Source organism: Clostridium amazonense, from assembly GCF_056431285.1.
Map to the genome: position 1 here is coordinate 64,369 of NZ_JBWKMH010000025.1, position 26,422 is coordinate 90,790.

The following is a 26,422-nucleotide window of genomic DNA, read 5'->3' on the forward strand; positions in this document are numbered from 1 at the left end:
ATCTAAGACTATACATATTTTATGTTTTATTTTAGCTGGTAAAATATTTAAAGTTTTTATATGGATTATATTTAAAATTCATTTAATTCATTGAATATAGCATGTTTATTAGTGATACTTCCTGCATATATTTTATCGTTGTTTTTTCCTATATTTAAATAATGTTTTAAGCATTCTTTAGCTGTAAATGGCATTTCTTTTTCTAATACTTGATTTATACTGACCCATTCTAAAATTCCCTCGTTACAGCTATTTATTTTTATATTTTTATTTATTAATGTTGTGAAGTAATAATAATTTTGTCTAATTTCGTTATTCTTGTTTCGTAGTGTAATATATTTTAATTTTATAGGTTCTACATCATTGACTGTAATGCCTGTTTCCTCTAATAATTCTCTTAATACACAGGCTTTAGGATTGTTTAATTCTTTCTTTTCAAAATGACCACCTATACCACACCATGAAGGGCTCACTACTCTTGAACCTATTCTGTAAAGTAATAAAATTTTATCATTATTTATAATATAAATTGAAGTCATGTTTCTTAACATTTATTAAACCTCTCCATTACCTTATTCTTATTTTATATCTTCACCATTTTCATCAATAAGTGTTACATATTCATCATTTTTAATAAATTCACTATATGCTCCTTGCTTTCCACATAAGAATTCATTGAAAAATCTTATTGTTATATTGTTTATTATTTCATGTGATTTTTCTACCGGTAATATAGTGCCTTCCATTTCTTTACCTGCTAACATTGAGTAATCTGTAAATGTTATATGATTGGAGTCTTTAAGTTTTATAAACGATTTATAACTAGTTACATACTTATAAATCTTTCTTTGATTTTCTTCTGAATCTCTTAAAACTTTATCATAAATAATAATTTCATTTTTAAATTTTTCTCCATCAAAGTGCTCTTTCATTATATCAATAAACATTTGAATAGATGATTTATAGTCAAAACCATCTCTTCTAAAATTTAAAAGAGGCATTTCTAAGGTTTTTCCTTCTTTTATATCTTCTTCTAAATTGAAAAATTGTAGTGAGGCATCAAATAATGCTACCGCTTTAACTCTAGAATCCGTTTTGCACGCGTTAAAAACAGCTGCACCACCTAATGAATGACCTATTAATCCTATTTTTTCTAAATCAAGTTTATCTTTCATGAAGTCATCTTCTTTGTTTAATTTTTCTAACTGATTTAACATAAATAAAACATCTTTTTCTCTTATATTAAGAATGTCTATTTTTTCTTCTTGAGTTAAATCTTTATCTGGAATTTCAAGTATTTCTCCATTAGGTAAAACTGTTAGCATACTATCATAGGCATGTCCTATTGTAAACACTACATATCCTTCACTTACTAATTTTTCAATATTGAAAGTTATATAATCTCTTGGTGCTCCAAGTCCTGTTAATTGTATAATTACAGGATATGATTTTTCTTCTTTACTTATAGGTGCATTATTATATATATTAGTTTTTAATTCCTTTATAAAATTTTCTTTTTCCTTTTCATTTCCTGATGCAACCATTCCCTTAAATCTATTTATAAATTCATCTTCTCTTGGACTATATAAATCCATATAAAGTGCTTGTCTATCTTCTTTGAATGATTCATCAATAGGATAATAAAAACTTATTACTATTTTTCTATTTTCATCACATTCTATTAATGTTTCCTTTCTATCTTTATCTTCTAGAACTTTTGTTATTCTACCTATTTTCATTTATAATTCCCCCATATTTTTAATTTTCTGAATTTTTTAATTATACATCATCATGTTGTTTTCTACCATATTTTACTATAACTCCAAATTTAATCAAGCATTTTGCACTACATATTATTTGAAGAGTTTCCTTTTAATTTTTTTTATTATGACGTAAAAATATCGCAATATTTCTTATGTATATTGCGATATTTTTATATTTAATTTTTAAGTTTTTTGATAAATTGAAGACTATAACTTTTTACAATTCATTTATTGTGTCGGTTACTTTCATGTTTGAAATTCGTTTTGATGGAGCATAGACTGCAATAATAGCTGTAATGGTACCAATTAAAAGTACAATGATTAACGGTATAATAGGAATACTCCAAGTAGCATAGCTAAAATGAGAAGCAATAAGAGTGTTGTATATTAACTTGCTAATGAAGAGACCAACTACAACTCCAACAATACAACCGGATGTAGAATAGGTAAACGCTTCGGCTGCTATCATTTTTGTGATTTGATGTTCATCCATACCAACTGCACGCATGGCTCCATATTGTTTTATTCTTGCAGATACACTCATAGAAATACTGTTCATGATATTTAATACAGATACAGAGCCAATAATTGCCAAAAACCCGTATACAAACAGCATGAAAGCTATATAAGTACTGGAGTTACTTTGGTCTCGCATATAATTAACTTTATAATTCTCATCTAATATATTACTGATTGCTGTCACATTTTCATCTGTTGCATTGTTTTTTAGCTGTATCATAAAAAGTGAATAATCAATTATACCAGTTACACGTGAAAATGTATCTGTAGAAGTAATGATTGTTATCTTTCCATCTGTACTTCCATCATCACTGAATGGATTACACTTTAACAATCCAGCAATTTTAACTTCATCATTACCAACTTTTATTTTATCACCTATGGCTAAAGGATTATCCTTATCAAAAATTGCAAGTACATACTTGCTATCACCATACACTTTTGAAATGTCGCTACCTTTTCTTAGTTGCTTATCTTTTGTGAGACAACCCAAATCAAAATCATCGTAGGAAATCATATCAATGTTTTTTGTTTTAGAATTCACTTCTGCCTGAATATCAAGACAGTTTTTACGACCAAAAACATGTTTTACGCCATTCATATTTCTAATCTTATCAAGCAACACACTGTCTATTGAATTGGAACCTTCATTGCTTGAAATATCTATATCAGAAGTATTGGACGATTGTGGCATAAGATACCCAACAAACTCTATTAGAACAGAAAAACTCAAAAAAAGGATAATACTAAACGCAAAGGAGCTTGTCATAAGTATAAAATTTTTCTTTGCTGATACTGCATGATGAACTCCAAGGGAAATATCAATTTTTGAGAAATGAGTATTCACAGAACGAGTTGTGTTTTTTACATTATCAGAATTTCCAGATACCGCTGCTACTGGAGATACTTTAGATGCTCGTTTTGCTGGAGAACTAGCAGCAATAAGAACTGTAACAATACCAAGCACAATTCCGCTGATAATACCAATTAGGCTTATTTCAAAAATAGGCATATCTGAAAATTCTCCACCAACAAGAAACCGTAATGCAGCACATAATCCCCATGTGATTACAATTCCAAGCGCAATTCCTGATGGAATAGCAGTTTTGCACCAATTAAGAGCTTCTAACCTAACAAAATGGATAATTTGCTGTTTGCTCATTCCAATACATCTCATCATTCCAAAAAATTTTGTCTTTTGGGCAACATTACTGTTCATGCTACTTGAAATCATAAGTACACCAGCAATCAGTATCATAACAAACAATATAGCAGCAACAGCATATAGACTTTGTGCCATAGCACTATCCCATACTCCTTGTAAGCTGCCATGTTTACTAAGTAGTCTTGCTTTCTCCATCCTAACACCCATATCTGCCATGCTGAAAACAGCCGTTACCATAAATACGGCAGAGACAATACATAGAAATGTCATACGGTTCTGTCGTTTATGTACTTTTGCAGAAATAGGAATCAGACTAAGATAACTTCTCATTCATGGCACCTCCCAAAATCGGTTAGTATTCCATCTGACACTTGCAGCACTCGATCAGCAGTTTGTGCAATACTTCGATTGTGGGTAATCATAACAATAGTTTGTTCATACTTCTTTGCAGCTTCTTTTAATAAAGCAATTACCTCACTACTATTTTGTGTATCCAAATTACCAGTTGGTTCATCTGCAAGGATGATTGATGGTCGTGTAATCAAAGCACGTCCTATTGCTACACGCTGTTGCTGTCCACCAGATAATTGGCTAGATAAATGATTTCGACGTTCTTTCAAATTAAGCACCGTAAGTAATTCTTCAAGATATTCTTTATTGGGCTTTTGATAGTCTAGTAGTACGGGAAATATGATGTTTTGTTCAACATTTAATTCTGGAATTAGATTAAAGCTTTGAAAAATAAATCCAATATTTCTGCGTCTAAAAACTGTCAAATTGCTATCTTTCATTGAAAAAATATCTTTGCCGTCAATAAGCACCTTTCCTGAAGTAGGTGTGTCTAGTGCTCCTACCATATTGAGAAGCGTACTTTTTCCAGAACCGGATTCTCCAACGATGGCTACAAATTCACCTTTGGGAATGGAAAAGCTAACATCTTTCAATGCGTGAACAGCAGTTTCACCTCTGCCATAGGTTTTAGAAATTGATTTAACTTCTAATAAATTCATAGGTTGTTCACCTCTTTCTGTCTTAATACTTAAAGATTATCATTTCAATCCTACTGTAATATGACACTCTCCCTACAATTTTGTAGGAATTAAGAAATTGATTGTAAAGATAGTACCTATACCTAATTCACTATCAACTTCAATTGTTCCATTGTGTGCTTCAATAATGGCTTTTGCAAGTGGAAGTCCAAGTCCGATGCCTTGTGTGTCTTTAGAAAAATGACTTCGATAAAATCTTTTAAAAATATGATGTAAATCCTCTTTATGAATTCCACTTCCATTGTCTTTTATGTTGACTTGAACAACAGATGCAAATTGTTTCCATTCAATATGAATTTCTTTTCCTCTTTGTGTATGGTCAAGAGAATTTTTCACTATATTACTGATTGCTTCCATCAGCCAATTACGGTCACACAATAAAGTAATATCCTCATTACCAGATAAATTTATTTTCTTTTCCTCTTTCTTTGCACGAAATAAAAAATGTCTTTCTATACTAGCCATCATTTCAGATACATTTTCTTCAGCTTTTTCCATCACCATTGTTCCAGCATCCAACTTTGTGATTTTCAAAAGGTTTTGAACCAGCGTTTCTATTCTGTCTAGTTCTTGTTCTGAAAGGTCTGTGAATTCCTGAATTGTTGGTAAATTTTCTGCTTCTCCTTGCAAAATACCGTTATAGATGTTTAGCGCCGCAAGCGGTGTTTTTAACTGATGGGAAATATCTGCAATTGTATTTTTCAAGAATTCCTTGGCTCTTAATTCATTTTCAGCATGTGCATTCAAAATAGAAACTAATGAATTCACTTCATGAAACAGTCTATATAACTCACCTTCATAATCACACTCAATACGAGCATTTTGATTTCCTGAAATATATTCTGTAATTTGTAAAGCAGCGTCTTCAATAATCTTGTGCTGCTCCTTAAAATACTCATAGCATACAATCAAAATTGCCACAGCCATGCACAATGAACATAGAAAAATATATATTGCTGTATTTTTAGTTACCAAGGTCATGATAACTGCTGCAATAACACAGAATAACAGTATACATATGAGTATTCTACTAAAGAAATCCTTGATTTTTTTATTTGTTAGTATTTTCATCATACACCTCAATCAACTGAATTCCACTTATACCCCATGCGACGAACGGTAATTATCCTTTTGGGGTTGCTTGGATCATCTTCAATTTTTGTGCGTAATCTACGTATGTATACGGTAAGTGTATTACTATCAACATAATTTTCGTTGCAATCCCATAATTGGCTTAAAATTTGTTCTGCTGAAAGTACCACATTTTCATTTTCCATAAAAAGACGCAACAACTTATATTCTCCTGCGGTTAATTCAAGCTTTTCATTGTTTTTGTAGACTTCTCCTTTTAGAAGTTGAACCCTTATATTATTAGAATGCAGTTCCGTATCTGCCTTAATAAAATTATTACTTCTTCTAAGCAATGCATTTATTCTTGACATGAACACAGCAAGCTTAAAAGGTTTTGTAATATAATCATCACCGCCAATATCAAGTCCCATAATGATATCAGTTTCTTCATCAGCTGCAGTCAAAAATATGATAGGCACATTTGAAATTTGACGAATTTTTTTGCATATATCAAAGCCACAGCCATCAGGCAAAGAAACATCCAAAATCACTAAATCATATTTTCCATCTGCCCACACATTATCTGCCTCATAATTTGTACGGGCAATATCTAGTTCATATCCTTGCTTTTTAATAGCAAAAGAAAGTCCGTTAATTAAACTCAAATCATCCTCAACTAAAAATATCCGTTTCATTCATCTTCACCATCCATTGTCTTATTGATTTTACATTAGTTTCAACTTGAAATCCCTAACTTCCTTTTATCTTTATTTCTTATACAAGTAAATCTTACTTAATATATTTTGATTATTATAAATTAATTATAACATATTATGTAAATACTGAATTATTCAGTATTCAAAGCACATTATTATAGGGTTCCAAGTTCAAATTTAAAGTAATGTATTTCTCAAATGATAGTACTAATCTTACAGTTTATTCTGATATCATGATTGAAACCAATTAAGAACTAAGAGTGAAAAGTGAATAGTTATGGTTAATATTACTCATTTCATTCCTAATATTTAAAATGGAAATATATAAAAACTACGTTTTTATATTGTTTACAACTAATTTGCTTAGCAAATTTAATAAAAAATCATTCTTTAAAATTGGAAATCCAATTTTTACATTCACTTTCAACTTTCAATTTTCCATTTTCAATTTTAAAAATATAGATTAAAACTTCGAGTTAAAATTCTCAACTGAAACATGAATGACTTAAAGTTTAAACTTGTATTCCTATAGTAGTCTAAACTTAAACCTTATATCGCATTTTAATTATAATTTATATCTTGCATTGGAATTGTGACATAAAAAAAATACCGTAAATTTATTTTTAATAATACGGTATTTTACGAAAGTATTTATTTTATAGTTATTATTTCTTATTCCTGAATTTCACTATAAGGAATATTCTTCAAATAATTCTCAATAGCTTCTTTTCTGATATCAATAATATCCTTAGGAAGGTCACTTAGTTCAAACCACTTTAATTCTGAACATTTATCTTTTTCCATAATTGTAGGTAACCCTTCATAATCATTTACAACAAAATAAATATCATAATATGTTCTTCCTCCACTAATACTAACACGGTGTGATAAATGAGCAAAAGATAAATCATCAATTTTTACATCAATACCCAATTCTTCCTTACACTCTCTTAAAACCGCCATTTTAGCAGTTTCATTTTCATCAACATGACCACTACCTGCTATATCCCATTTTCCATCTTGATAACCAGTATTCTTTCTACGATGTAATAAAATTTTTGTATTTTTTTCATTGGTTTTTAAAATAATTGGAAATATTGCTGATAATGCCTTGAAATGTTTTCCCATTCTTTACTCCTTATTAATACTTATTTTTGATAAATTATATCATATTTATAAATACAATGTTATTCAATTTTTATATTATAAGAATATTTAGTATTAGACTATCCTTATAATTTTTCTTATATACCTATCTTGTTCTCCATATACTTACAGTATTCCAATGCAAGTGAATGATTCAGTTCAATATTTTGATCTGAAGTATAACATGCAAGTGCTTCTTTTATTAATCCTTGATATTTACCATCAATATTTTTTATTCCCCATTCTCCACCTTCTTTTTTTGAAAGCACCAATCTATCTTGTACATATGCTAAAACTCTGCAAAGGTTCAAAATAATATAAATTGAATTATCTATAACTTCATTTTGTGAATCGGCAATATCTCTTTTAATACTATCTAAATATGCTTCTGATGGTATTTCTCCGAAAACATCATTAATTGGTTTTCCATATAGAACAATGCCACGATTCTTAGTTATGACGAAATGAGCTGCTAAATCAGGGTCTTTACCATTCATTTTTTCAATATATTCACTTGGATTACTCTTATACCAGTTTAAATGCATATTTGAAAAGTGCAAATCAAATGGAGTTGGATAAACAAATTTTTTACAATACTCACTTCTAACTATACTCATTTCTATTCCTTTTGCTGGTGCATTATCATTCAAAGCAATAATAACGTCCATAAACATTTTCTTTTGAATGTCTGTAATTGCACTTTCTACTACAAACAAAATATCCAAATCGCTTTTCGTCGGATTAAAGCACCCCATTACACTAGACCCATGTAGATATACTCCAATCAAATTCCTCTCGAAAATACGACAACTATGTTCAACTAATTCATCTAATAACTTTTTTATTTCCATTATATCCCCCTCATATAAAAATAAATAATCTTTAATTCGCCATTTAATACTATCATGAATTAATTATAATATATTTTGTAAATACCACATTGTTCGATTTTCAAAAAACACTCTTTATTAATTACTTCGTCATTTAATCATAATGTGGTTTTGCAAGGTTGAAACCTCGCCTACAGATGAATGATAAAATTTGTTTTTTCCTTGTAGCTGAGATTTTAACCTTGACGGTAATGTATCCTTGCTAAATTTTATTGCTTTCATCCTTAAATATACCAATAAACAAAAGGGACAGACATCTCATAGAGCAATCACCTTTTCATGATTTATTACCCTTTTAAATAATATACTTGTCTAAGAAAGTAAAGTCAGTCCCTAACAGATTACAAATTTAAAAGTAATGTAAATAACGTTATGCAAGAATGAATTCTCGCCTACAAATAAGGGAATTTTTATTTCATTTATAATAATTAAAATACGACCTTTTTATCATAAAGTAATTTTATATTTGAAATGCGACGAAAAAACACCATAAAATTCAGTTTTGAATAATAAGGTGTTTTAAAAAATTATTCTATTTTATGATTGTATCATCTAAATTTAATTGCCTAATTACATAGCATTTTTCCAACACCAGTCTTTTGACGATTTGATTTAGTACAAAAATCGTCTATATAAACTAATATAACTTGTACAATATTATAAATTTTAACTATTTCTTTTTATATTTTTTCCAATTTCAATACCCAAAAACATTCCTATAGGGGCACATATAATTGCATTCAGTATGTAATAACCAAAAATTGAACCGATTACAAATCCAATCATCATGCCTTCAAATTTATAATTTTTCTTGTTATTTTTGTTCATAACTTTTATCATTGTAACAATAATTATACATACCACTATAACTATGAATATTATTTGTATTATATGCTTCATATCTTAACTCTACCTCCTAACTTCAATTTTATAAACTAAATTTAAATAAATAACATATTAATATGGGTTATTTCATACTACTTTTACACCCAATTATTCAATTTTAAAAGAACGTATTTCATTTTTAGTTCATCTTATTATCATAATATAATTTCATTTTTGTAGTGTGACTTCTTCATTATTACATTTAATTTGAAATTTAACTCTACCAAATTTACTTCTCTATAAAATTCTCTACTGATTATTCCACCTCTTAATCTTTTGAATTGCGAATTAATAGCCTTAAAATATATCTCCTAAATATAAAGGTGTTGTAATGTTTCCTTGTTTATCAAAAACTCTTTTTAACCCTTCAGGATACACAGTTTTATCTTTCATTTCATCGAAAGCAATCCATTCAAATCCTACTTGATCAGGGTCAGTATTAGTGGCTTTTGACAAGTCTATAGATGATTTCAATACGCAAAAAAACATACATTCAATTCGGTGCAATTCTGAATGTATATCTACAAATTTATGATTTTTTCCAATATATTCAGTAAGAAGTGCAATTCTTTCCACTTCTATTTCAACCCCAAGTTCCTCTGAACACTCCCTCTTTAATGTATCAACAAATGTTTCTCCACCTTCTTGTCCACCACCTGGTAATACATAGTATGTAATTCCAGTTTTTTTTGAAATATATTTTACAAATAATATCTTATTATCTTGAATAATTATTGCCTTAGCAGTGTTTCGTAATTTTATCAAAACAGTCAACCTTCTTTCTAAAATAAATAGAATTTTTAGTTCGTTTAATAATACTATAATGAATTAATTGTAACATATTTTGTAAAAAACACTCTTTATTAATTACTTCGTCATTTAAGAAAACTATGAATGATTTTAATTATATTTATGCTTAATATATATTTTCAACAATCTTGTAGTACTAAACTTATAAATCATGTGCCTAATAAATTTTGTAATCTCCTATAATGCGAATGTCTGTTGGTGGTACTACTGGATAAGAGAAATGAATGTTGTGAAATTTCCATGTCCCATTTTTATTCACAAGGATGGCAGAAAATCTTACTGGCCTAACGACTTCTTCCCCTAGATTTTCTTCATTCAAACAACTAGATATATACTTTAGCGTACTTATAAGTTTATTCTTTGATTCTAATTCACCCTTTAAATTTTTTCTTATATTTTTTAAACAATTGTCATACATCTTATTTACATTTAATTCTTTTTTTAATATTGCTTCAGTTGTTATCCATGCTACGTCACCATAAGATGATACTATTGCACCATCAATATCAATAATAAAATTCCCCCAATCTACCCAATCTACTTCAATCAATTCACTAATTTCTTTATGCCCCAAGCACCATTCAACATCTCCTGTTCCAACAACTAATGTATCACTATCATCCCAAAAAAGTTCATCTATAAAACTGTCTTTTAAAGTTATATCTCTTTTAGCATATCCATTTTGAAATTTGATTAAGGTATTTCTAACACTACGCTGAACTTCTTCGTTTGCATTTCCCCTACCAATATTTCTTCTCTCTTGACTCCAGATATTCATTATTGTTCCTCATCTCTTTCATTAAATTTCTAAAAATATAATTTCACATATTGTATTGTTCTACAACTACGATTCAGGTCTAATTATTAATCCATATTATAACATATTTTCCAATATCATATTGTTAAATTTCCAAAGAACAAATATTATTAATCGCTTAGAATTATAATGTATATATTCCATTGAAATTGTGACATAAAAAATACTGCATATTCTTGTTGAATAATACAGTATTATTAATAAAGTATTTAAGAATAACGATTATGCCATAATATCCCAAGCATACATATCTATTTTCTCTTTATGCAAGTTTTGTATAATTTCATCATCAGTAACATCATTTATGTTAATACGCGTCGCTCCTAATTTCTCTATTGTTTTTTTTGATGCAATATTATCATACCTAGCCCATATAAACAAACGTTTAAATCCATGAGCCAATGCAACTTGCTTAATAAGTTTACATGCTTTCATTGCATAATTGTGCCCAGAATAATCTTTAGAAACACCATAACTAATATGACCTCTTAAATATTGTCTGCGTGTATTGTCTACTGCAAAATAAATTACGCCAATATCTTCATTATCATTAATGTGTATTATAGAAAATCCGTATCTTGGTAAAATTCCTTTATCATAATCAGGAAAGTCTTTGCTTTTCAAAACTAATTTAATTTCATCATCTTTTAAGTCATTAAATTCCATAAATTGAAACATACATACCTCCACTAAGATATTTTTGTTACACCTTATATTTGAAATACGACGAAAAAACACCACTAAAGTCAAAATTAAATAATGCGGTGCTTGAGTAAATCATTCTTTTTTTCATTTACGCACAACATAAGAATGTTGTACATTAACTAATGTTACGATATATATTATGTTTGATTATAATAATAATGCCATTGTATAACCATCTATATAGCTACCATCAGATAACATTTTGTCATTTCTTAATGTCCCTTCTATTTCAAAACCCAACTTTAAATATAAACTTATTGCTCTATAATTGTTTGTGTCAACTTTAAGTGTAATTCTAGATATACCATTTTCTTTTGCCCATTCAATTCCTGCTTTCATTAATTTTTTACCTATACCCATTCCACAAAATTCTTGCTCAATTGCTAGTGCAAATTCAGCAGAATGCCTAATCCTTTTATTGATATTTCCATTCAATCCACATATTCCAATTACTTCTCCGTCTGTTTCTGCCACAACCAATAAATCTACTTCTGAATCTACCTGATTCTGAATAAAATTTTCCTCTTCTTCAATTGTTATATTAAATTCATCAGGGTTATTTAATAGAAAATCAGTTTCTTTACCAACTTTTTTAATAAGATTAATCAATTTTTCAGCGTCTTTTACCTCTCCATTTCTTATGTTAATTGTTCTATTGTTAATAATGTATTGAGCTTCTTCTATTTTCCCCATTTTAATCCTCCTAGATAAAGTTATCCATATTTTTATATAATTATATTGGAAAAGGCAATTGAATACAAATATATATTTCATTGAAATTCTGACATAAAAAATACTGCATATTCTTGTTGAATAATACAGTATCAATAAAGAAATTATTTATTTCTATTTATTATATCTTATATTAAATCTATTTACTAAATTAGAATTTGTATATGAGTTAAGAAGTAAGAGAGAAAAGTGAAGAGTTAAGGTGGAAATCCTAACGGATTTCTTTTTAAATATATTCAAATTCAGCTTTGCTGAATTTATTCATTAACTTTTCACTCTTAATTTTTACTTTTTAACTAATTAGTAAATTCCTATTTATCTTATATATTCAATAATTTCACCATTTGCTACTTTATCTTGATATTTAATTATTTTACGATTAATCCTCACCAAAACGACTTGTTTTCTTTAGTACCTCTTTAACTATTTTTGCTAATTGTTCATACTTAGTATTATCAACAAGTCTAAAGTATAAGCTTTTCAAGAAAAGAGTTACATTAAATTCAATAAATAAATCATCAGGAAGTATTCCTGTTTTTTCTATTTTACCAAAGCTTCTTATCCATTCTTCAATTTCTTCTACAGGAATTATATCTCTTTCTAAAACCTCTTTAACAGCTGATATCATACGTTCATCCTCGTTGTTAATATATCCATAATAATTTGCGTTGATTTTTTTATATATTGAATTTAGTATCTCTTTTAATTGTTCATATCCTATTACTTCACATTTTGCAAGCTCCATCAAGGCATCAGCGCCATGAGCAGCACCATGCGCCCAGCTTTTACCTTCTACAAAGCCTCTTACATCCTTGTCCTCATTATAAAATTTCAAAACTTTATTAAATGCCTTTAAAATATCATTGTCTGGCAAAAAATTTTTATGCTTATAGGTTATACATGCAGACACTAAAACAGAAAAAGTCCTGTCAAAAACTGTATCATCAACTTTTCCCAATCCATTAAAAATATGTTTTTCGTCTAATGCTATTAGAAATATGTGATATGCTTCTTCTGGTGTCAGAACATCTGTCATTATCCACTCTAGAAGAACGCTACAAATCAAATCATTACGAAGCTCACCATCAATATCTCCTATATACTCCATCATATCTACTGATAATTTATATGGGTTCATACCCTCTGGTACTGCATATTCATTATCTTTTATATTACTTAACAATGTCTTTAATGTTTGCTTTTCCATATATTTCGCCTACCTCTCAATATTTTTGAATTCACTTCTTTTGCCATAACTTAATGTTTTTTCTAAATATTAATTATATTTCTTTCACTATTAAAACAGTAGTTCATGAAATACAATATATTTTTAATGTTATATAATGCCTCATTTTATTAGCCTATTTGTTTCAATTTTCAATCATTTCACTATATTCATCATTATTTTCCTTTCATATAAACGCACTATATTTCTATCTGTATTTTAAATTATAGCATTGCATATGTTCATATAATACCTAAAACATCTTTACTAATTAAAAATAATCCAATTGTAATATATCTAGTCCATTTAATAATAATGTAATCTTGTGTTTTAATTGCTATATGCAAAAGTGTGTTTTTCTTAATATTGCGATATTTGCATATTTTATTTTCTATTTACTTATTAAATTTTGTATTTTTCTTTCTTGCTCTATGCTTTCTTTCTTCATATTTTTGCCAATATACATGTTTTTCATCATATTGTGTTCTTGGTTTCTTTTCTTCTGCTGGATATCCAACATATACAATTCCTAAAGGAATTACTTCTTGAGGTAAGTTTAATATTTTATATAAAGGTCTATATGAGCTTTCCACAGGATGTAATCCTACCCAAATGCTACCGAGTTCCATAGAAGTAGCTGCTAATAATATATTTTCAATAGCCGCACTACAGTCTTGAACCCAAAAATCTTTAACTGGACCTGACATTGCTAATTTCATATTTCCACATACTACTATCATTGATGGTGCATTATATTTTCCAAAATACGTCTTTTCATTTATTTGATTTATTATATTTTCATCTGTAATTATAATAAACTCCCAAGGCTGACTATTACATGCAGTAGGTGCTGCTGTAGCAGCTTTTATTAAAGTTAATAAAAGTTCTTTATCTATAGCCTTCTCTTGAAACTTTCTTATACTTCTCCTTTTATACATACACTCAATTACGTTCATTTTATAAATCACTCCCTTCTTGTAAAATTGGAAGTTGTATATGAGTTAAAAAGTAAGAGAGAAAAGTGAAGAGTTAAGGTGGAAATCCTAAAGGATTTCTTTTTAAATATATTCGAATTCAAGTTTCCATTATAGCTTTTTATAAAAAATAAGATAATTTTAGTTAAATAACTTATTTTTTATTAACTAAAACTATCTTATTCAAATCTCTAACCATACACTTAGCTCATTTTATTAATTTCATCCTCATGTAACGGTAACTATTATAAATCTTCTGTCTTATAAACAGTATATCCTTCATAATAATAACTGGTATCAATTCCCTTTATATAAATTTCTCTATCGTTAATTTTATCAGTTAATGCTTGCTTTAAAAGGTGCTTAATCTCTATATCTTTTATAGGACTACGTTCCATTGCAAGCAAATAATCATTCTTATCAACTTCACTCCAGTTAACTACTTTGCCTAACTCTTTTTTTAACATTAAATCAAGCCAAATTCGTGCACTTCTTCCATTTCCTTCTCTAAAAGGATGGGCAATATTCATTTCAACATATTTTTCAATTATTTCATCCAAACTTGATTGTGGCATTGACTCAATATGTTCTAATGATGCTTTTAGGTACATAACAGGCGCAAATCTAAAATTTCCTTTTGTAATATTAACATCACGTACTACTCCTGCAAATTCATATATATCCTCAAATAAATATCTATGAATCTCAGCTAATGTATTGTATTTTCCTGCTTCTAAGCTATCTAAATATCCACTTTTGAATAATTCAATAGCTTTTTTCTTACTTATTTTTTCTTCTGCCCTAGCAAGTTCAACCGAATCTGTAATTTTCAATTTATTATTAAGTGCCATAATACCTCCTGTATAAATAGATTTCTACATTTTTTCTTATATATTAATACATTTTTATTCTCTACTCTAATTTCTTATTTTATTATAACATTAAAGCAAAATTTGTTTAATAGAAACTTAATTTTTATTTGCTTGTACTGTAAATATCTTTTACAAGATTAAAAGTTCTTTAAAATCAAATACTAATTCTTCATAATCGGTGTTATTTCAAATTCAAGTTTTAACTTTTATACAAAAATAGCTAGTAAACTTTTATAATTTTACTAGCTATCTTTGCAATATATTATTTGCCCAATTAGGTATTTTTTTATCTGTCCATATTATCTTACCATTTTTTAAATATATAACTTCTTTTAATACTTCTGTATTATCATATATGTTTACTTCATCACATATTTCAATTATATTATTTAAGTTATTTAATGAATCATAATATCTTCTTTCTATATCCTTATCTGGTATTCCATGGCCACCTTTACTAACTCTAATTTTAACTCTCTCTTTAGCAACTTCGGGATTCTCTACTCCTACATAATTCATAACTATATAAAATCCATTGTCTTTTGCGAACTTTATATTTTTTATTATGCTTTTTCCAGATAAAGTGGTTTCCTGATTGAATGATATGCCATTTAAAATATAGTGTTTTATTAATTTAACAGCTTCTCTTGCACATTTCATTTGAAGATTATTATCTTTCCAAGAACCAATCCTAGATACCATCTCATCTGTATTTATTCTTTTTTCTTCTTTATTTTCATTATAGTATATAGCTTTATATATTGAAGTTTTTCCTGCCCCATTAACACCTGCAAAAATTGTATATGTCGGCATATTATTCACCTATTACCTTTGCTTGCTCTTTTTGTAGCACTAAATTTGATAAAGTCATATAAAAATCTTGTTCTTCTTTTGTTTTTGCATTTTTAAATAAATCCTTCAATTGGCTATAAGAATAATTGATAAAAATATCATATAAATTATTATCTTTATTTTCCATATCAAACTCCTCCTGATGAAATTCTATTTATACACTATAGGTTTCCAAGTTCATCTTCATAATTGTTAGTTCCAAAACTTGGATACCCTTAAGAGTGAAACTAGCTCGGAATCATTTTATAGTAAGTATTTCTTTTGAAAGCAATATATTTACAACTTTAAAAATAGTTTTGAATTCGAGCTTGTTTCCCTATATTATATACCAAACCTATAAAATAATAAACTTAATCTCTTTTTATTTTGGTTCTCCACAGATATGCTTCACCGTATAATAAGCAAAAGATAACACCTTCCAAATATGTATTATCACTAGAATATTTTCAATTTCAAATTTTCATTATAAATTTTTATAAAAAATAAGATAGTCATCTGCCTATCTTATTGAATTCCTACCATATAATAAAATTATCTATATCCATATATAATAACATCATTTCCATCAACTTCATATGGTATATGTTCTTTTTTAAGTTCTCTTTTAAATTCTTCACTCTCATCTTGTATTTCAATTTTTGATGCAAGTCTGCCACCTTTGTTAACAGCATACTTAGGAGTAATCCTTATCCATTCTATTAAATAATGCTTATACTCAAGCCCTTCATAGCTATAATCGCCAAAATAACTAGGTATTTTAGATATAGTTTTTAAAAATTTACTATCAGGTATATCAAATAAAGTTTTATATATAAATGCTGGTGGAAATGAAAGTCTATTATTTACTATATCTAAAAGGACATTCCACTTTGTGTTATTCATATAACTTGTAAGATCTTTATCTTCAATAATTTTTCGTGCCTTTTCTTTATCAGTTTTTTTTCTGTTATACTGCCCATCATTAATATTTTTAGCCAATTTTTGTACATATGATAAAACAGATGCTGCTCCCTTGAATTGGAAAGATTCAAAAATAGTATCATCCTTATAAACACTAATTCTATAATATTTACTATTAAACATTAATAACTCTAAACTAACTCCACCAGGCCATATAGCACTCATTATAATATTGAAAAAATTATTTTTATCTAATTGTTTATTTTCTACAAATTTTCCATTTCCTAAATCTATATCACTAAAATCATCAAAACACAGATTATTTTCCATCTTATCATACTCTCCTAAAAGCTCTATTTTTTATTTAATGCAATAATCTTTCTCTCTCATAATAAATTCTCATAGCTTCCTCATCACTACTTAGGTGTTCAATTTTTTGTTCAGCTTTTTATATTGCTGTATCACAACTTGATACAACTTTTTAAAATTTTATTTTTTAGACCTAATCCAAGGAGGAATTGGTTGTTACACAAGACAAGGGTGTATATTATAAACTTGAAATTTAACATTGTGTTTTCTTTGTATCAACCCACTTATTTAATGCTATCTTTATTGGCGGACATATCTTTTTAGGTAACTCTTCCATATAAAAAAACTTTAATTGTTCAACTTCACTTTCTTGACATATTAATTCACCAGCATAATCCCTACAAATGAATACTATATCCACATTAGATACCTCATCACCATTTGGATATACATAATGTGTATCTTTTCCTGAGAATATACCAAATAGTTCTAGACTATTAGCTATTAATCCAGTTTCCTCATATAATTCCCTTTTTGCAGCATCCTCAACTTTTTCATCTAATTCAACAGCACCTCCTGCATATCCCCAACAATGATTATCAGTTCTTTTTTGTAATAGTATTCTTCCTTTATCATCTTCTACAATTATACTTGCACCAACCTGCAATAAAGTTCTATGCCCAACAATAGTCCTCAAATCCATTATATAATTTGACACTTCATAACTTCCTCTCACACATATTTTATCGGTATATTACTTTTAAATAAATTTTTATTTATGCTTATTTCTCATTTTCAAATTTTGTATTCGTTCAATATAGTCTAGATTTTTACCACAACGCCCTATCCATATCATTTCTTGTTAGTACCTCTTTATTTTCATAAGGATAACTGCATAATACGCTATCTAAAAATTTAATTCCACAAAAATATTTACATATCGAAGTTCCTTTTACAGCACATTTATGTTTATTATTGCCATCATCAACGTTCCATGGGCATTTTGTCTGTTTCCAATCAACTCCATCACTTGCCAAATCTATATCCATATTTCCACCGCTTAATGCTTTTACTCTATCATCCATATTAATATTCCTTTCACAAACTCCTATCTATATATTACTTCAGTTAAAAGCTATCACATATAAAATTCTACTACAAATTAGTAATAGCATATTTTATAAATATTACATTATTTATATATAAATTTTCAAAAATTTCATTTTCCTTTTATCTAGTTTTAAAATAAAAACACTGCAAGATTTTAGATTAGATAATGCAGTGTTTTTTCATTATTTTGTTATATGTGAATATTTTCTTATAAATTATACATCATTTAAATAAGTTATATTATTTTAGTCAAATCGTATTCTATTATATACTAACTATTTTTAGTAGCTACTAAAACACCTACAAGAGGATGTAATTGATGTAATTCAACACTAAAATTTAGTTCTGAAAAACATTTAACTAAATCTTCAACTGTTGATGGTTTGTCCCCACCTGGTCCATAACCAATTTCATCGTATTCATCTTCATACTTATCTGGATTATCAAAAAACATTAAATCACCTATGATAATAGTTTGTAAGGTTTGTCCACCTATGTAAACCATATTTTCAATTGCCTTCTTCTTTTCTTCTAAATTTAAGTGATGTAATGCGTAGTTTGAAATAATTTTAGTAATTTGCTTTTCTTTCAAATTAACATTTTCATCTGGCTTATCAAATGTTCCAATAAAAAATTCAACATTTTCTCTATTTACTTCACTAGCATTTTCAGTTGACTTTATAATCATTCCTTCACTTATATCAATTCCTATGCCAAGTTTTATAGTATTTGAAAGTTCAATAATTTGCTTACCTGTTCCACATCCCATATCTAAAATAACATCATTTTCATTTGGACTTGCTAATTTACTTACCAATTGACATGATCTATATCTCCAAATATAGTTATCAGTTACATACTCTTCACTTGCATTATCAAATCTTTCCTTTACATTGTTATCCATTTCATTACCCCCATTTTTGTAATTTGCTATTATTTATTATTTAAAATAAATATCCCCGATTAATATTTTACCATAATACTCAATTAATGTAATGAAATTACTATAACTAATTTATAAAAATACATTTAAAAACTTAAGCTATATATTTATTAAATTCTCGGATAATTTGGAAGTTAAAATTTAACGCCCATAATATATTAAAATTACAAATTATTTATTTAAATAGAATTTATATTCTTTTCCATGACTATAAACTTGAAATTATCATCTTCAATATACTCACCGCATCTATTAAATCCTAACTTACTGAACAAATTTAATGCAGGTTTATTAGTTTCACCAGTTTCAATGTATATTCTATTAATATCCATATTATTGAATATATATTTTGTAACTATATTTATTGATTTAAATGCAATGCCTTCTCCCCAACATCGCTTATCAGCTATAATAATACCCATTTCACCCTGCTTTTTTTCTTTATCTATACTAAAAAAATTAACAAATCCTATAAAATCATCTGAATTATTTGTAATAATAAAATACTTATATTTTCTATCTTCAACATTCTCATTATTTATTTCATTATTAAATATATTGCAAAAATTTATACATTCATCTATTAACTCTTTACTTGTGTTAGGTATCGGTCGCGGGTCGTGTAAGTTTATTTCCTTATCTAGTCTACAAGAAAATAAATTGATAACATCATCACTACGTACATCTCTAATCTTAATATTTTCATCTTGGTAATAAATCATTATAATCCCTCCTTATCTCAATTTATTTTATTTAATGTAATTCTTAATCAAGCTAAGCCACAAATTCGCTTTTAATTATTTCACTTTTAATTCCTATTTATCTTTATTTTCAATTTCAATAATTGTCATTATAGAGTAATTGGCTAAATCTAGTAGTGTATCTATAATACTCTCGTCTTTTACTTCAGCATCTTGTTTAATTAATGGCTTATATCTTCGTATCTTATCTTCCAATCTAATTGCAGGCATTATAGTCCATATTCTTCAAAACCTTCACCAAAACTGTCTCCATAGTCTTCATTCTTTGCCACATATATCTTATTTAACTTTTCACATATCTCTCATGCTGTTCAACTTTTGCCATGTAATAATATTTTCTTCTTGTATTTTATAATTTTTAAGGTTCATTATTTAAATATTAAATGAGAACAATGTTATTCCAGGAAAAAAGTTTAAATACTTTCTTTATCCAAAAAGTTAAAGTCTATTTTTCCTTTGTAGATAAAAACTATATCACCTTAGTAGCTGAGGTTTTAACCTTGGAGGTAATATATCCTTGCTAAATTCTTATTTTTTGAATTACAACATAAAAATACCCTAAAATTCATTTTTGAATAATAAGGTATTTAGAAAACTTATTTGTTTTATATTTTAGTTCTTGAATAAAAATATTGTTTTTAAAAACTAATTTAATAAAATCAGCATGGCTAATTAACACAACTAAAGCGTCTCATCTAACTTTTGAATCTTTGAATGTGAAATTAAATATACATTACCTAAAATATCAATTTTCTTTCCTTTTACACGTACAGCACAATCTTTGTTTGATGCGTAAACATTCATTTCTTCTGATAATGAAGATAATTCGATTTGAATTTGTTCAATGTTATTTTCAAGATCACAATGAGACAACACTGAAAAATCATCAAGACCAATACCATTGTAAATAGAACTTATGTCACATTCGCAGTCAGTATATTTCGAACATACCCATTTAGCAGACATGTTTATAGCACCAGCACTTGTTCCCATCACAACTGATTTGCTTTTTTTTATTAAATCGGACAATTGGTATTCAATCAAAAGATTATTTTGTTCAACAGTATCTCCACCTAACAAGAAAATTACCGAAGCATCTTGAATTAATTTTTGTGCCTCTTCCTTCTGTACGCTATAATCAATTAAATGATATTCATCAAATATAATATTGACCTGGTCAAGCCACGAACGTTCAGTAGCACCAACTTCCTTATCTTCATAAAGGAATGGATTGGCACTAATCATAACAAGCGATTTTCTATCAGTTATATCCTCATACAATAACTTTACCAGTTTTTCAAGAAAAGCATCGTTAAACCAACCTAAATAATAATGAATTCCCATAAGTACCTCCGTATAAAAATTTATGTAATATAAACTTTTATATTTGTGATTTTATTTCATTTAAAATATATTTTGTAAATAACGCATTTTTAATTTTTAAAGAACATTATCCATATTTAAATTTTCAAAAATTGCATTTTATTATAATCATAACATCCTCTTATTTTTGTAGAATAAAATAGAAATACCGCATACTAACGTTGAATAATATGTATTTAATTTTATCCTTTAACAAAAATATAAATTGTCACTATTCAAAATTTTCTTTAAATATTGTTTTTAATACTTCACATGGAACCACCTGATTATGAAAAATTTGCAGCATTCCTTTAGGCGTTATTTTATATCCTAACAATTCATCTTTATGAAAAACTACTGTTTTTGCTTCAACATTAATATGATCTTTAAAAGGAATAAGACGAACGAATTTATCACTTACATAAAATGTAGGTAGTTTAGCCCACAATTTTTCATCAATATTTTGGGAAGTACTTTCATAGATAAGTCTATATAAATCCCCAAACCTTTCCTTAGTTTGTTCTTCAAACTTCTTTAAATAATTATTTATGTCCTCTTTCATTTTTATCTCCATGCTTCTATAATTTGTTTATATTTATATATCATATAAATTAACCTTGATATGAATTCCTTTACTACCACAAAACAATTATAACATATTTTGTAAATACAGAATTGCTTAATTTAAAAAATTTATCTTGTATTTTCATTACTTTATAAAACATTTTATGCCTTTATTTTGAATATTAAGTAAAACTCCACTAGATCATTTTTCTTTGATTGGTATTACAACATAATAAAAAAAATACCATAAATTCATTTTTGAACAGTATGGTATTTAATATATTACTTTTCACTATTCACTTTTACTTCTTAACTCCTCATTAAATCACTACTTATCCTTAAGTAATGCATCTATATCCTCATATATTTCTTGTGCAATCTCCCAAGTACCATTATAAGGTTGTTCAATATAACATATATCTTTTATTTTGTACACATAAGCTACACTACTTCCACCTTCAGAATATGAAAATTCTAACTTTATATAATAGTCTACATTTGTTGGCGTGTCACCAAGAGACTCACGATTTGTTTTTTTAGAATTTAATTTAATAATATCAATAATTTTTTTAATTTCTTCATTATCAGTGATTGTAATATATTTATTATTTTCTTCTTTGTTATCTGATAAAACTATAATTTTTAAATCAACTTCATTTGGCAAAACAACTTGCACTTTACTACAACCAATTAAACTTAAACTCAATAACAAAATCACAATTAAAACACTGAAAATTTTGCTTCTACTCATTATTCAACTCCTATATAATTTAAAACTATTGTATTCTATCTCAATATAATTATTTTAATTATACATTTAATACATTGATGAGATTAACCATTATTTTATTTTGCTTTGTTTTTTTGATAATTTAAATTTTTGGTAAAGAATATCTTTTAAAACCAAAGCAGTATCCTCATCATTAAAATTAAATTCATTTTTGCAATCATCATACAACTGCGATATTTTTTCACAATAATTATTTATTCCTTGCATACCTTGATAAGATGCTAAAATTGGATACTTCTTGCTCCATGCACTAGTCCAGTCAATTTCATCCACAATCATTTCTATGCTTGTAACATCACCACTAAGGTTACTTCCATTTATAAGATAGTCATAACTTACATTATATAGTTGACTTAACAATTTTACCTTAATTAACTCTGGAACTGTTTGATCAGTTTCCCATTTGCTGATAGTTTGCCTTGATACCCCTAATTTTTCAGCCACATCTTCTTGAGATAAACCTGATTTTTTACGTAAATCTAGTAATTTATCACCTAATGACATAATAATCACACACCTTTCAATTCCTCTGAGTTACCTTGTATCTAAAGTATACTTGAAATGTAAAGTGTTATCTACCAATTAATCTTGGAATTTTGTCAACTATAATTAACATTTTTAATATAAGTATTCACTACTTTATTAAAATGACCAACAAATTTTAAATTTGATTTACTATTTACTTAATCTGAATTTTCAATTCCATACAGCGGTTAATAGCATAATCATTATTCTGCAATGCTGCCTTAATAAACCATTCTCTTGCTTTTGAAAAATTTTTTTCCACTATAATACCTTCCATATAGAATAAATTTGCAAGATTACATTGTGCATCTCTATCTCCGTGTAGTGCGGCTCGTTCAGTCCAGTAAAAAGCCTTTTCCATATCCTTTTCTACACCAATTCCATCATAATAGAAGCACCCAACTTGACATTCAGCTAAGGGATATCCTTTCTCAGCTAACCTTAAATGACCTTGAAAACACTCTTCATATTGTTGCGTTTCAAAGTATTTCTGAATAAGTTCATTACATTCATCAAGTTCTTTGCAGGGACTATAATAATCATCCGTCATATGTGTTTCCTCCCAAAATTCTATTTATCTTTATTTTTTACTTAACATAATTTGATTATTATAAATAATTTATGATTTTATAGGTTTTAATACTTTGTAAGAAAATTCTGAAATATATGCTTTTCTAAAACCTAAACTATCATATAACTTCCTAGCATCATTTCCAACAACACACCATAACACTACTTCTTTATAACCTCGATTATATATTTCATTGCATAAATACTTAACAAAATTTTTCCCTATACCATTTCCTTGTAAATCTGTTTTTACTGCTACGCTACCAATTTCATTTCCTACTAAATGTCCATGTCCAGCAACTTCATCATTTACTTCATATGTAAAACGATTAGCTGCATCTACATTCCAGGCTTTCCGATTTTTTTCACTTGGTTGTTCAACAACAGAGCCTGGAAAATCTCCTACTTTAATACGCATTTCATGAAATGCTTCTGCATACAAAGCATGCCCTTTTGAATAATCTTCATCAACATATAACCTTACAGGAAGCTCGCTAATTTCAAATTTTCCATCTTTATGTTTCATATAAGCACTTGAAAATTCTCTTTCATAACCCAATCTCTTTGCAAACATTTTTGACACCTCATTATCTGCATGAAAATTTGTTATTATTTTTTGTGATTCTTTTTGCAATTCATTTTCACAAAATTTAGCCACTGCTTGTCCTATTCCTTTACACCTATATTTTGGTGCAACAAATACAATTAAGCAAGATACCTTTTTACCTGATATTATTTGTGCTACTGCAACAATCTTACCTTCCATGTATACAACCGTTAGTGTACCTGGATCATTTTGCAATGCCCATAAAAATTCCTCACTTGTTTCAATATCTTGAAATAACAATTCCCTTACATCATCATACTCATTTTGACTTATTGATTTGTAAAAAAGCTCCATACTATTACATCCTCATATAATTATTTTTTTAAAATATATAACTCTCACTACAAATTAGAATTTGTATATGACTTATGGTATAAAACTAGATTTCTCTACTACTACATAAATATTTTTTCAAAGCTAAATTGCTTCACATTTTGTAGATATGAACCATATCTACAAAATATGAAGCAACTGATAATTAAATACAATCATTTAACATATTAAAAAATATTAGATTTAATTCTATTGTGGAGTTCAAAAATAGCTACTTTATTAGTTTGCCAATATAACATCTCTTCTGCTTTTTCATATGTAGCCCAAATATATTCTGTATGTTCTTCTGATAATTTTATTGGGTTATTATCTACGTTTACAGCAAAGCAATATTCAGGTAAAACAAACGTATCAGCAGACCAATATTTCCTATGTTTGTCGGAAATGCAGTCAGCAGGTACATAAAATGTTGACACTAACTGATAATAAGTAAGTGTCTTTTCAAGACTGGCTTCTTCAAATGCTTCTCGTTTAGCTGACTCAAGTGGAGTTTCCTCATCCTCGCCACCTCCAGCAATAAATTGCCAATATTCACCAGCACTTCTTTTGAAAATACAATATTGTGGTATTCCGTCTACTAATTTATAGGGTATAACTAATACTTGTATTGGTGCTCTCATAATAATACCTCCTAAAAAACTAATCTTCACATTAAAATACTATCATGAATTAATTATAACATATTTTGTAAATACCGCATTATTCAATTTTCAAAGAACACTTTTTGCTTTTATGTCCATTAATAATTATATTGCGAATTAAAAATACCGAATATTCACTTTGAATAATACGGTATTAATAAGAATTTAAAAGCTTTAAAAATTAAACCATTTTATACTTTTATATTCTTCTTCTACATCTGGATAACATCCAACTATTTTTTTAAAAGAAATAGCATCATTACCATATGTCATTTTAATAAATTTTACGAATAAAGTTTCATCATAGCAATTCTTCTTTTTCCACTTAAAGAAATCAGTAATAATAGTATCAAAGTTCTCTAGGATAATTTTATCAACTTTATATAATCCAATATCGCCATCAGCACTTAATAGTAAATACATAATATACCTCCCCTTTACAAATTGAAGTTTAGCAATTCTATATTACGTTATTTTTTATCAACCATGTTGTTTTCCTTTTCTACCACTCTTATCACTACCAATTAAAATGAAGCCTTCAGAAACAGCAAGTGCAAATATAATATCATGTTCACCTAATGGATCTGATACGATAGAATATACTAAATGTACTGTACAAATTAATAATATACAAATTATGCCATTACGCAAAATTCTTCTATTTTTAAACATCAAAATAACCTCCTATGTAAATTGGAATTTAACAAGAAGTGAAGAGGTAAGAGTGAAGAGTGAAAAGTTAATGAATAAATTCAGCAAAGCTGAATTTGAATATATTTTTAAAAAATCCTTTAGGATTTCCACCTTAACTCTTCA

The 26,422-nt window shown here is 27.6% G+C and carries 33 protein-coding genes; all 33 read right to left on the bottom strand.

From position 1 onward, the window contains the following. Nucleotides 1-71: 71 nt before the first annotated feature. The gene (locus AC07E4_RS11320) at nt 72-551 is read right to left on the bottom strand and encodes an NUDIX domain-containing protein (protein ID WP_478216442.1); all 480 of its coding nucleotides are present in this window, start codon (nt 549-551) and stop codon (nt 72-74) included. A 27-nt stretch (nt 552-578) separates the two neighbouring features. Then, nucleotides 579-1,739 carry an alpha/beta hydrolase family protein gene (locus tag AC07E4_RS11325; protein ID WP_478216443.1) on the bottom strand — a complete coding sequence of 387 codons (1,161 nt, stop codon included), beginning with the start codon at nt 1,737-1,739 and terminating at the stop codon, nt 579-581. 241 nt (nt 1,740-1,980) lie between these two features. Beyond that, nucleotides 1,981-3,777, bottom strand: coding sequence for an ABC transporter permease (locus tag AC07E4_RS11330; protein ID WP_478216444.1), 1,797 nt, complete (start codon nt 3,775-3,777; stop codon nt 1,981-1,983). Then, entirely contained in the window at nt 3,774-4,457 is a 684-nt protein-coding gene (locus tag AC07E4_RS11335; protein WP_478216445.1) for an ABC transporter ATP-binding protein, read from the bottom strand. Before AC07E4_RS11335 ends, AC07E4_RS11330 begins: the two co-directional genes overlap by 4 nt. Before the next feature lie 72 nt (nt 4,458-4,529). Further along, the gene (locus AC07E4_RS11340) at nt 4,530-5,567 is read right to left on the bottom strand and encodes a sensor histidine kinase (protein WP_478216446.1); all 1,038 of its coding nucleotides are present in this window, start codon (nt 5,565-5,567) and stop codon (nt 4,530-4,532) included. A gap of 8 nt (nt 5,568-5,575) precedes the next feature. Continuing rightward, nucleotides 5,576-6,262, bottom strand: a complete 687-nt coding sequence (locus AC07E4_RS11345) for a response regulator transcription factor (protein WP_478216447.1) — start codon at nt 6,260-6,262, stop codon at nt 5,576-5,578. A gap of 693 nt (nt 6,263-6,955) precedes the next feature. Next, the gene (locus tag AC07E4_RS11350) at nt 6,956-7,411 is read right to left on the bottom strand and encodes an NUDIX hydrolase (protein WP_478216448.1); all 456 of its coding nucleotides are present in this window, start codon (nt 7,409-7,411) and stop codon (nt 6,956-6,958) included. Between the two features lie 116 nt (nt 7,412-7,527). Beyond that, entirely contained in the window at nt 7,528-8,280 is a 753-nt protein-coding gene (locus AC07E4_RS11355; RefSeq protein ID WP_478216449.1) for an aminoglycoside adenylyltransferase domain-containing protein, read from the bottom strand. A 705-nt stretch (nt 8,281-8,985) separates the two neighbouring features. Further along, on the bottom strand, nt 8,986-9,219 hold the full coding sequence (locus AC07E4_RS11360) for a hypothetical protein (RefSeq protein WP_478216450.1): 234 nt from the start codon (nt 9,217-9,219) through the stop codon (nt 8,986-8,988). A gap of 282 nt (nt 9,220-9,501) precedes the next feature. Next, entirely contained in the window at nt 9,502-9,969 is a 468-nt protein-coding gene (locus AC07E4_RS11365) for an NUDIX domain-containing protein (RefSeq protein WP_478216451.1), read from the bottom strand. A gap of 202 nt (nt 9,970-10,171) precedes the next feature. Beyond that, entirely contained in the window at nt 10,172-10,792 is a 621-nt protein-coding gene (locus tag AC07E4_RS11370) for a nuclear transport factor 2 family protein (RefSeq protein WP_478216452.1), read from the bottom strand. 261 nt (nt 10,793-11,053) lie between these two features. Continuing rightward, nucleotides 11,054-11,509: a GNAT family N-acetyltransferase gene (locus AC07E4_RS11375; protein ID WP_478216453.1), complete on the bottom strand. Its 456-nt coding sequence runs from the start codon at nt 11,507-11,509 to the stop codon at nt 11,054-11,056. A gap of 174 nt (nt 11,510-11,683) precedes the next feature. After that, a complete protein-coding gene (locus tag AC07E4_RS11380) occupies nt 11,684-12,229 on the bottom strand; it encodes an N-acetyltransferase family protein (protein WP_478216454.1) in 546 nt (181 codons plus the stop codon). Between the two features lie 418 nt (nt 12,230-12,647). Next, complete coding sequence (locus AC07E4_RS11385) at nt 12,648-13,475, bottom strand: DUF2785 domain-containing protein (RefSeq protein WP_478216455.1); 828 nt, start codon at nt 13,473-13,475, stop codon at nt 12,648-12,650. A 413-nt stretch (nt 13,476-13,888) separates the two neighbouring features. Then, entirely contained in the window at nt 13,889-14,449 is a 561-nt protein-coding gene (locus AC07E4_RS11390; RefSeq protein ID WP_478216456.1) for a nitroreductase family protein, read from the bottom strand. Nucleotides 14,450-14,712: 263 nt separating this feature from the next. Continuing rightward, entirely contained in the window at nt 14,713-15,318 is a 606-nt protein-coding gene (gene fic / locus AC07E4_RS11395) for a protein adenylyltransferase Fic (protein ID WP_430829461.1), read from the bottom strand. Nucleotides 15,319-15,585: 267 nt separating this feature from the next. Next, nucleotides 15,586-16,152, bottom strand: a complete 567-nt coding sequence (locus AC07E4_RS11400) for an ATPase (RefSeq protein WP_478216457.1) — start codon at nt 16,150-16,152, stop codon at nt 15,586-15,588. A gap of 1 nt (nt 16,153) precedes the next feature. Further along, entirely contained in the window at nt 16,154-16,318 is a 165-nt protein-coding gene (locus AC07E4_RS11405; protein WP_478216458.1) for a hypothetical protein, read from the bottom strand. A 404-nt stretch (nt 16,319-16,722) separates the two neighbouring features. Beyond that, nucleotides 16,723-17,421 carry a DUF6678 family protein gene (locus AC07E4_RS11410; protein WP_478216459.1) on the bottom strand — a complete coding sequence of 233 codons (699 nt, stop codon included), beginning with the start codon at nt 17,419-17,421 and terminating at the stop codon, nt 16,723-16,725. Nucleotides 17,422-17,653: 232 nt separating this feature from the next. After that, nucleotides 17,654-18,118, bottom strand: a complete 465-nt coding sequence (locus tag AC07E4_RS11415; protein WP_051539913.1) for an NUDIX hydrolase — start codon at nt 18,116-18,118, stop codon at nt 17,654-17,656. Between the two features lie 112 nt (nt 18,119-18,230). Beyond that, nucleotides 18,231-18,485 (bottom strand): hypothetical protein, encoded by a 255-nt coding sequence (locus AC07E4_RS11420; protein WP_430829464.1) that lies wholly within the window; start codon nt 18,483-18,485, stop codon nt 18,231-18,233. A gap of 296 nt (nt 18,486-18,781) precedes the next feature. Then, nucleotides 18,782-19,414 (bottom strand): class I SAM-dependent methyltransferase, encoded by a 633-nt coding sequence (locus AC07E4_RS11425; RefSeq protein ID WP_478216460.1) that lies wholly within the window; start codon nt 19,412-19,414, stop codon nt 18,782-18,784. A 218-nt stretch (nt 19,415-19,632) separates the two neighbouring features. Then, complete coding sequence (locus AC07E4_RS11430) at nt 19,633-20,175, bottom strand: GNAT family N-acetyltransferase (protein WP_478216461.1); 543 nt, start codon at nt 20,173-20,175, stop codon at nt 19,633-19,635. A gap of 93 nt (nt 20,176-20,268) precedes the next feature. Further along, the gene (locus tag AC07E4_RS11435; protein WP_478216462.1) at nt 20,269-20,424 is read right to left on the bottom strand and encodes a nucleotide modification associated domain-containing protein; all 156 of its coding nucleotides are present in this window, start codon (nt 20,422-20,424) and stop codon (nt 20,269-20,271) included. Nucleotides 20,425-20,895: 471 nt separating this feature from the next. Then, the gene (locus AC07E4_RS11440; protein WP_478216463.1) at nt 20,896-21,558 is read right to left on the bottom strand and encodes a Type 1 glutamine amidotransferase-like domain-containing protein; all 663 of its coding nucleotides are present in this window, start codon (nt 21,556-21,558) and stop codon (nt 20,896-20,898) included. A 250-nt stretch (nt 21,559-21,808) separates the two neighbouring features. Then, a complete protein-coding gene (locus AC07E4_RS11445) occupies nt 21,809-22,138 on the bottom strand; it encodes a DUF1801 domain-containing protein (RefSeq protein WP_430829468.1) in 330 nt (109 codons plus the stop codon). Nucleotides 22,139-22,468: 330 nt separating this feature from the next. After that, complete coding sequence (locus AC07E4_RS11450) at nt 22,469-22,891, bottom strand: DUF5301 domain-containing protein (RefSeq protein ID WP_478216464.1); 423 nt, start codon at nt 22,889-22,891, stop codon at nt 22,469-22,471. A gap of 90 nt (nt 22,892-22,981) precedes the next feature. Continuing rightward, entirely contained in the window at nt 22,982-23,434 is a 453-nt protein-coding gene (locus tag AC07E4_RS11455) for a helix-turn-helix domain-containing protein (protein WP_430829470.1), read from the bottom strand. A gap of 175 nt (nt 23,435-23,609) precedes the next feature. Further along, nucleotides 23,610-24,005, bottom strand: a complete 396-nt coding sequence (locus AC07E4_RS11460; RefSeq protein ID WP_478216465.1) for a tetratricopeptide repeat protein — start codon at nt 24,003-24,005, stop codon at nt 23,610-23,612. 69 nt (nt 24,006-24,074) lie between these two features. Beyond that, complete coding sequence (locus AC07E4_RS11465) at nt 24,075-24,926, bottom strand: GNAT family N-acetyltransferase (protein WP_478216466.1); 852 nt, start codon at nt 24,924-24,926, stop codon at nt 24,075-24,077. 206 nt (nt 24,927-25,132) lie between these two features. Next, entirely contained in the window at nt 25,133-25,585 is a 453-nt protein-coding gene (locus AC07E4_RS11470; protein ID WP_478216467.1) for an NUDIX hydrolase, read from the bottom strand. Between the two features lie 195 nt (nt 25,586-25,780). After that, nucleotides 25,781-26,029, bottom strand: coding sequence for a hypothetical protein (locus AC07E4_RS11475; protein WP_430829474.1), 249 nt, complete (start codon nt 26,027-26,029; stop codon nt 25,781-25,783). Between the two features lie 57 nt (nt 26,030-26,086). Continuing rightward, nucleotides 26,087-26,278, bottom strand: a complete 192-nt coding sequence (locus AC07E4_RS11480; RefSeq protein WP_430829475.1) for a hypothetical protein — start codon at nt 26,276-26,278, stop codon at nt 26,087-26,089. Between the last annotated feature and the right edge of the window lie 144 nt (nt 26,279-26,422).

Bases quoted from the DNA above. Each gene is read 5' to 3' on its own strand.
- AC07E4_RS11320 (WP_478216442.1), bottom strand. From the start codon at position 551: ATGTTAAGAAACATGACTTCAATTTATATTATAAATAATGATAAAATT.
- AC07E4_RS11325 (WP_478216443.1), bottom strand. From the start codon at position 1,739: ATGAAAATAGGTAGAATAACAAAAGTTCTAGAAGATAAAGATAGAAAG.
- AC07E4_RS11330 (WP_478216444.1), bottom strand. From the start codon at position 3,777: ATGAGAAGTTATCTTAGTCTGATTCCTATTTCTGCAAAAGTACATAAA.
- AC07E4_RS11335 (WP_478216445.1), bottom strand. From the start codon at position 4,457: ATGAATTTATTAGAAGTTAAATCAATTTCTAAAACCTATGGCAGAGGT.
- AC07E4_RS11340 (WP_478216446.1), bottom strand. From the start codon at position 5,567: ATGAAAATACTAACAAATAAAAAAATCAAGGATTTCTTTAGTAGAATA.
- AC07E4_RS11345 (WP_478216447.1), bottom strand. From the start codon at position 6,262: ATGAAACGGATATTTTTAGTTGAGGATGATTTGAGTTTAATTAACGGA.
- AC07E4_RS11350 (WP_478216448.1), bottom strand. From the start codon at position 7,411: ATGGGAAAACATTTCAAGGCATTATCAGCAATATTTCCAATTATTTTA.
- AC07E4_RS11355 (WP_478216449.1), bottom strand. From the start codon at position 8,280: ATGGAAATAAAAAAGTTATTAGATGAATTAGTTGAACATAGTTGTCGT.
- AC07E4_RS11360 (WP_478216450.1), bottom strand. From the start codon at position 9,219: ATGAAGCATATAATACAAATAATATTCATAGTTATAGTGGTATGTATA.
- AC07E4_RS11370 (WP_478216452.1), bottom strand. From the start codon at position 10,792: ATGAATATCTGGAGTCAAGAGAGAAGAAATATTGGTAGGGGAAATGCA.
- AC07E4_RS11375 (WP_478216453.1), bottom strand. From the start codon at position 11,509: ATGTTTCAATTTATGGAATTTAATGACTTAAAAGATGATGAAATTAAA.
- AC07E4_RS11380 (WP_478216454.1), bottom strand. From the start codon at position 12,229: ATGGGGAAAATAGAAGAAGCTCAATACATTATTAACAATAGAACAATT.
- AC07E4_RS11385 (WP_478216455.1), bottom strand. From the start codon at position 13,475: ATGGAAAAGCAAACATTAAAGACATTGTTAAGTAATATAAAAGATAAT.
- AC07E4_RS11390 (WP_478216456.1), bottom strand. From the start codon at position 14,449: ATGAACGTAATTGAGTGTATGTATAAAAGGAGAAGTATAAGAAAGTTT.
- fic (WP_430829461.1), bottom strand. From the start codon at position 15,318: ATGGCACTTAATAATAAATTGAAAATTACAGATTCGGTTGAACTTGCT.
- AC07E4_RS11400 (WP_478216457.1), bottom strand. From the start codon at position 16,152: ATGCCGACATATACAATTTTTGCAGGTGTTAATGGGGCAGGAAAAACT.
- AC07E4_RS11405 (WP_478216458.1), bottom strand. From the start codon at position 16,318: ATGGAAAATAAAGATAATAATTTATATGATATTTTTATCAATTATTCT.
- AC07E4_RS11410 (WP_478216459.1), bottom strand. From the start codon at position 17,421: ATGGAAAATAATCTGTGTTTTGATGATTTTAGTGATATAGATTTAGGA.
- AC07E4_RS11420 (WP_430829464.1), bottom strand. From the start codon at position 18,485: ATGGATGATAGAGTAAAAGCATTAAGCGGTGGAAATATGGATATAGAT.
- AC07E4_RS11425 (WP_478216460.1), bottom strand. From the start codon at position 19,414: ATGGATAACAATGTAAAGGAAAGATTTGATAATGCAAGTGAAGAGTAT.
- AC07E4_RS11430 (WP_478216461.1), bottom strand. From the start codon at position 20,175: ATGATTTATTACCAAGATGAAAATATTAAGATTAGAGATGTACGTAGT.
- AC07E4_RS11435 (WP_478216462.1), bottom strand. From the start codon at position 20,424: ATGCCTGCAATTAGATTGGAAGATAAGATACGAAGATATAAGCCATTA.
- AC07E4_RS11440 (WP_478216463.1), bottom strand. From the start codon at position 21,558: ATGGGAATTCATTATTATTTAGGTTGGTTTAACGATGCTTTTCTTGAA.
- AC07E4_RS11445 (WP_430829468.1), bottom strand. From the start codon at position 22,138: ATGAAAGAGGACATAAATAATTATTTAAAGAAGTTTGAAGAACAAACT.
- AC07E4_RS11450 (WP_478216464.1), bottom strand. From the start codon at position 22,891: ATGAGTAGAAGCAAAATTTTCAGTGTTTTAATTGTGATTTTGTTATTG.
- AC07E4_RS11455 (WP_430829470.1), bottom strand. From the start codon at position 23,434: ATGTCATTAGGTGATAAATTACTAGATTTACGTAAAAAATCAGGTTTA.
- AC07E4_RS11460 (WP_478216465.1), bottom strand. From the start codon at position 24,005: ATGACGGATGATTATTATAGTCCCTGCAAAGAACTTGATGAATGTAAT.
- AC07E4_RS11465 (WP_478216466.1), bottom strand. From the start codon at position 24,926: ATGGAGCTTTTTTACAAATCAATAAGTCAAAATGAGTATGATGATGTA.
- AC07E4_RS11470 (WP_478216467.1), bottom strand. From the start codon at position 25,585: ATGAGAGCACCAATACAAGTATTAGTTATACCCTATAAATTAGTAGAC.
- AC07E4_RS11475 (WP_430829474.1), bottom strand. From the start codon at position 26,029: ATGTATTTACTATTAAGTGCTGATGGCGATATTGGATTATATAAAGTT.
- AC07E4_RS11480 (WP_430829475.1), bottom strand. From the start codon at position 26,278: ATGTTTAAAAATAGAAGAATTTTGCGTAATGGCATAATTTGTATATTA.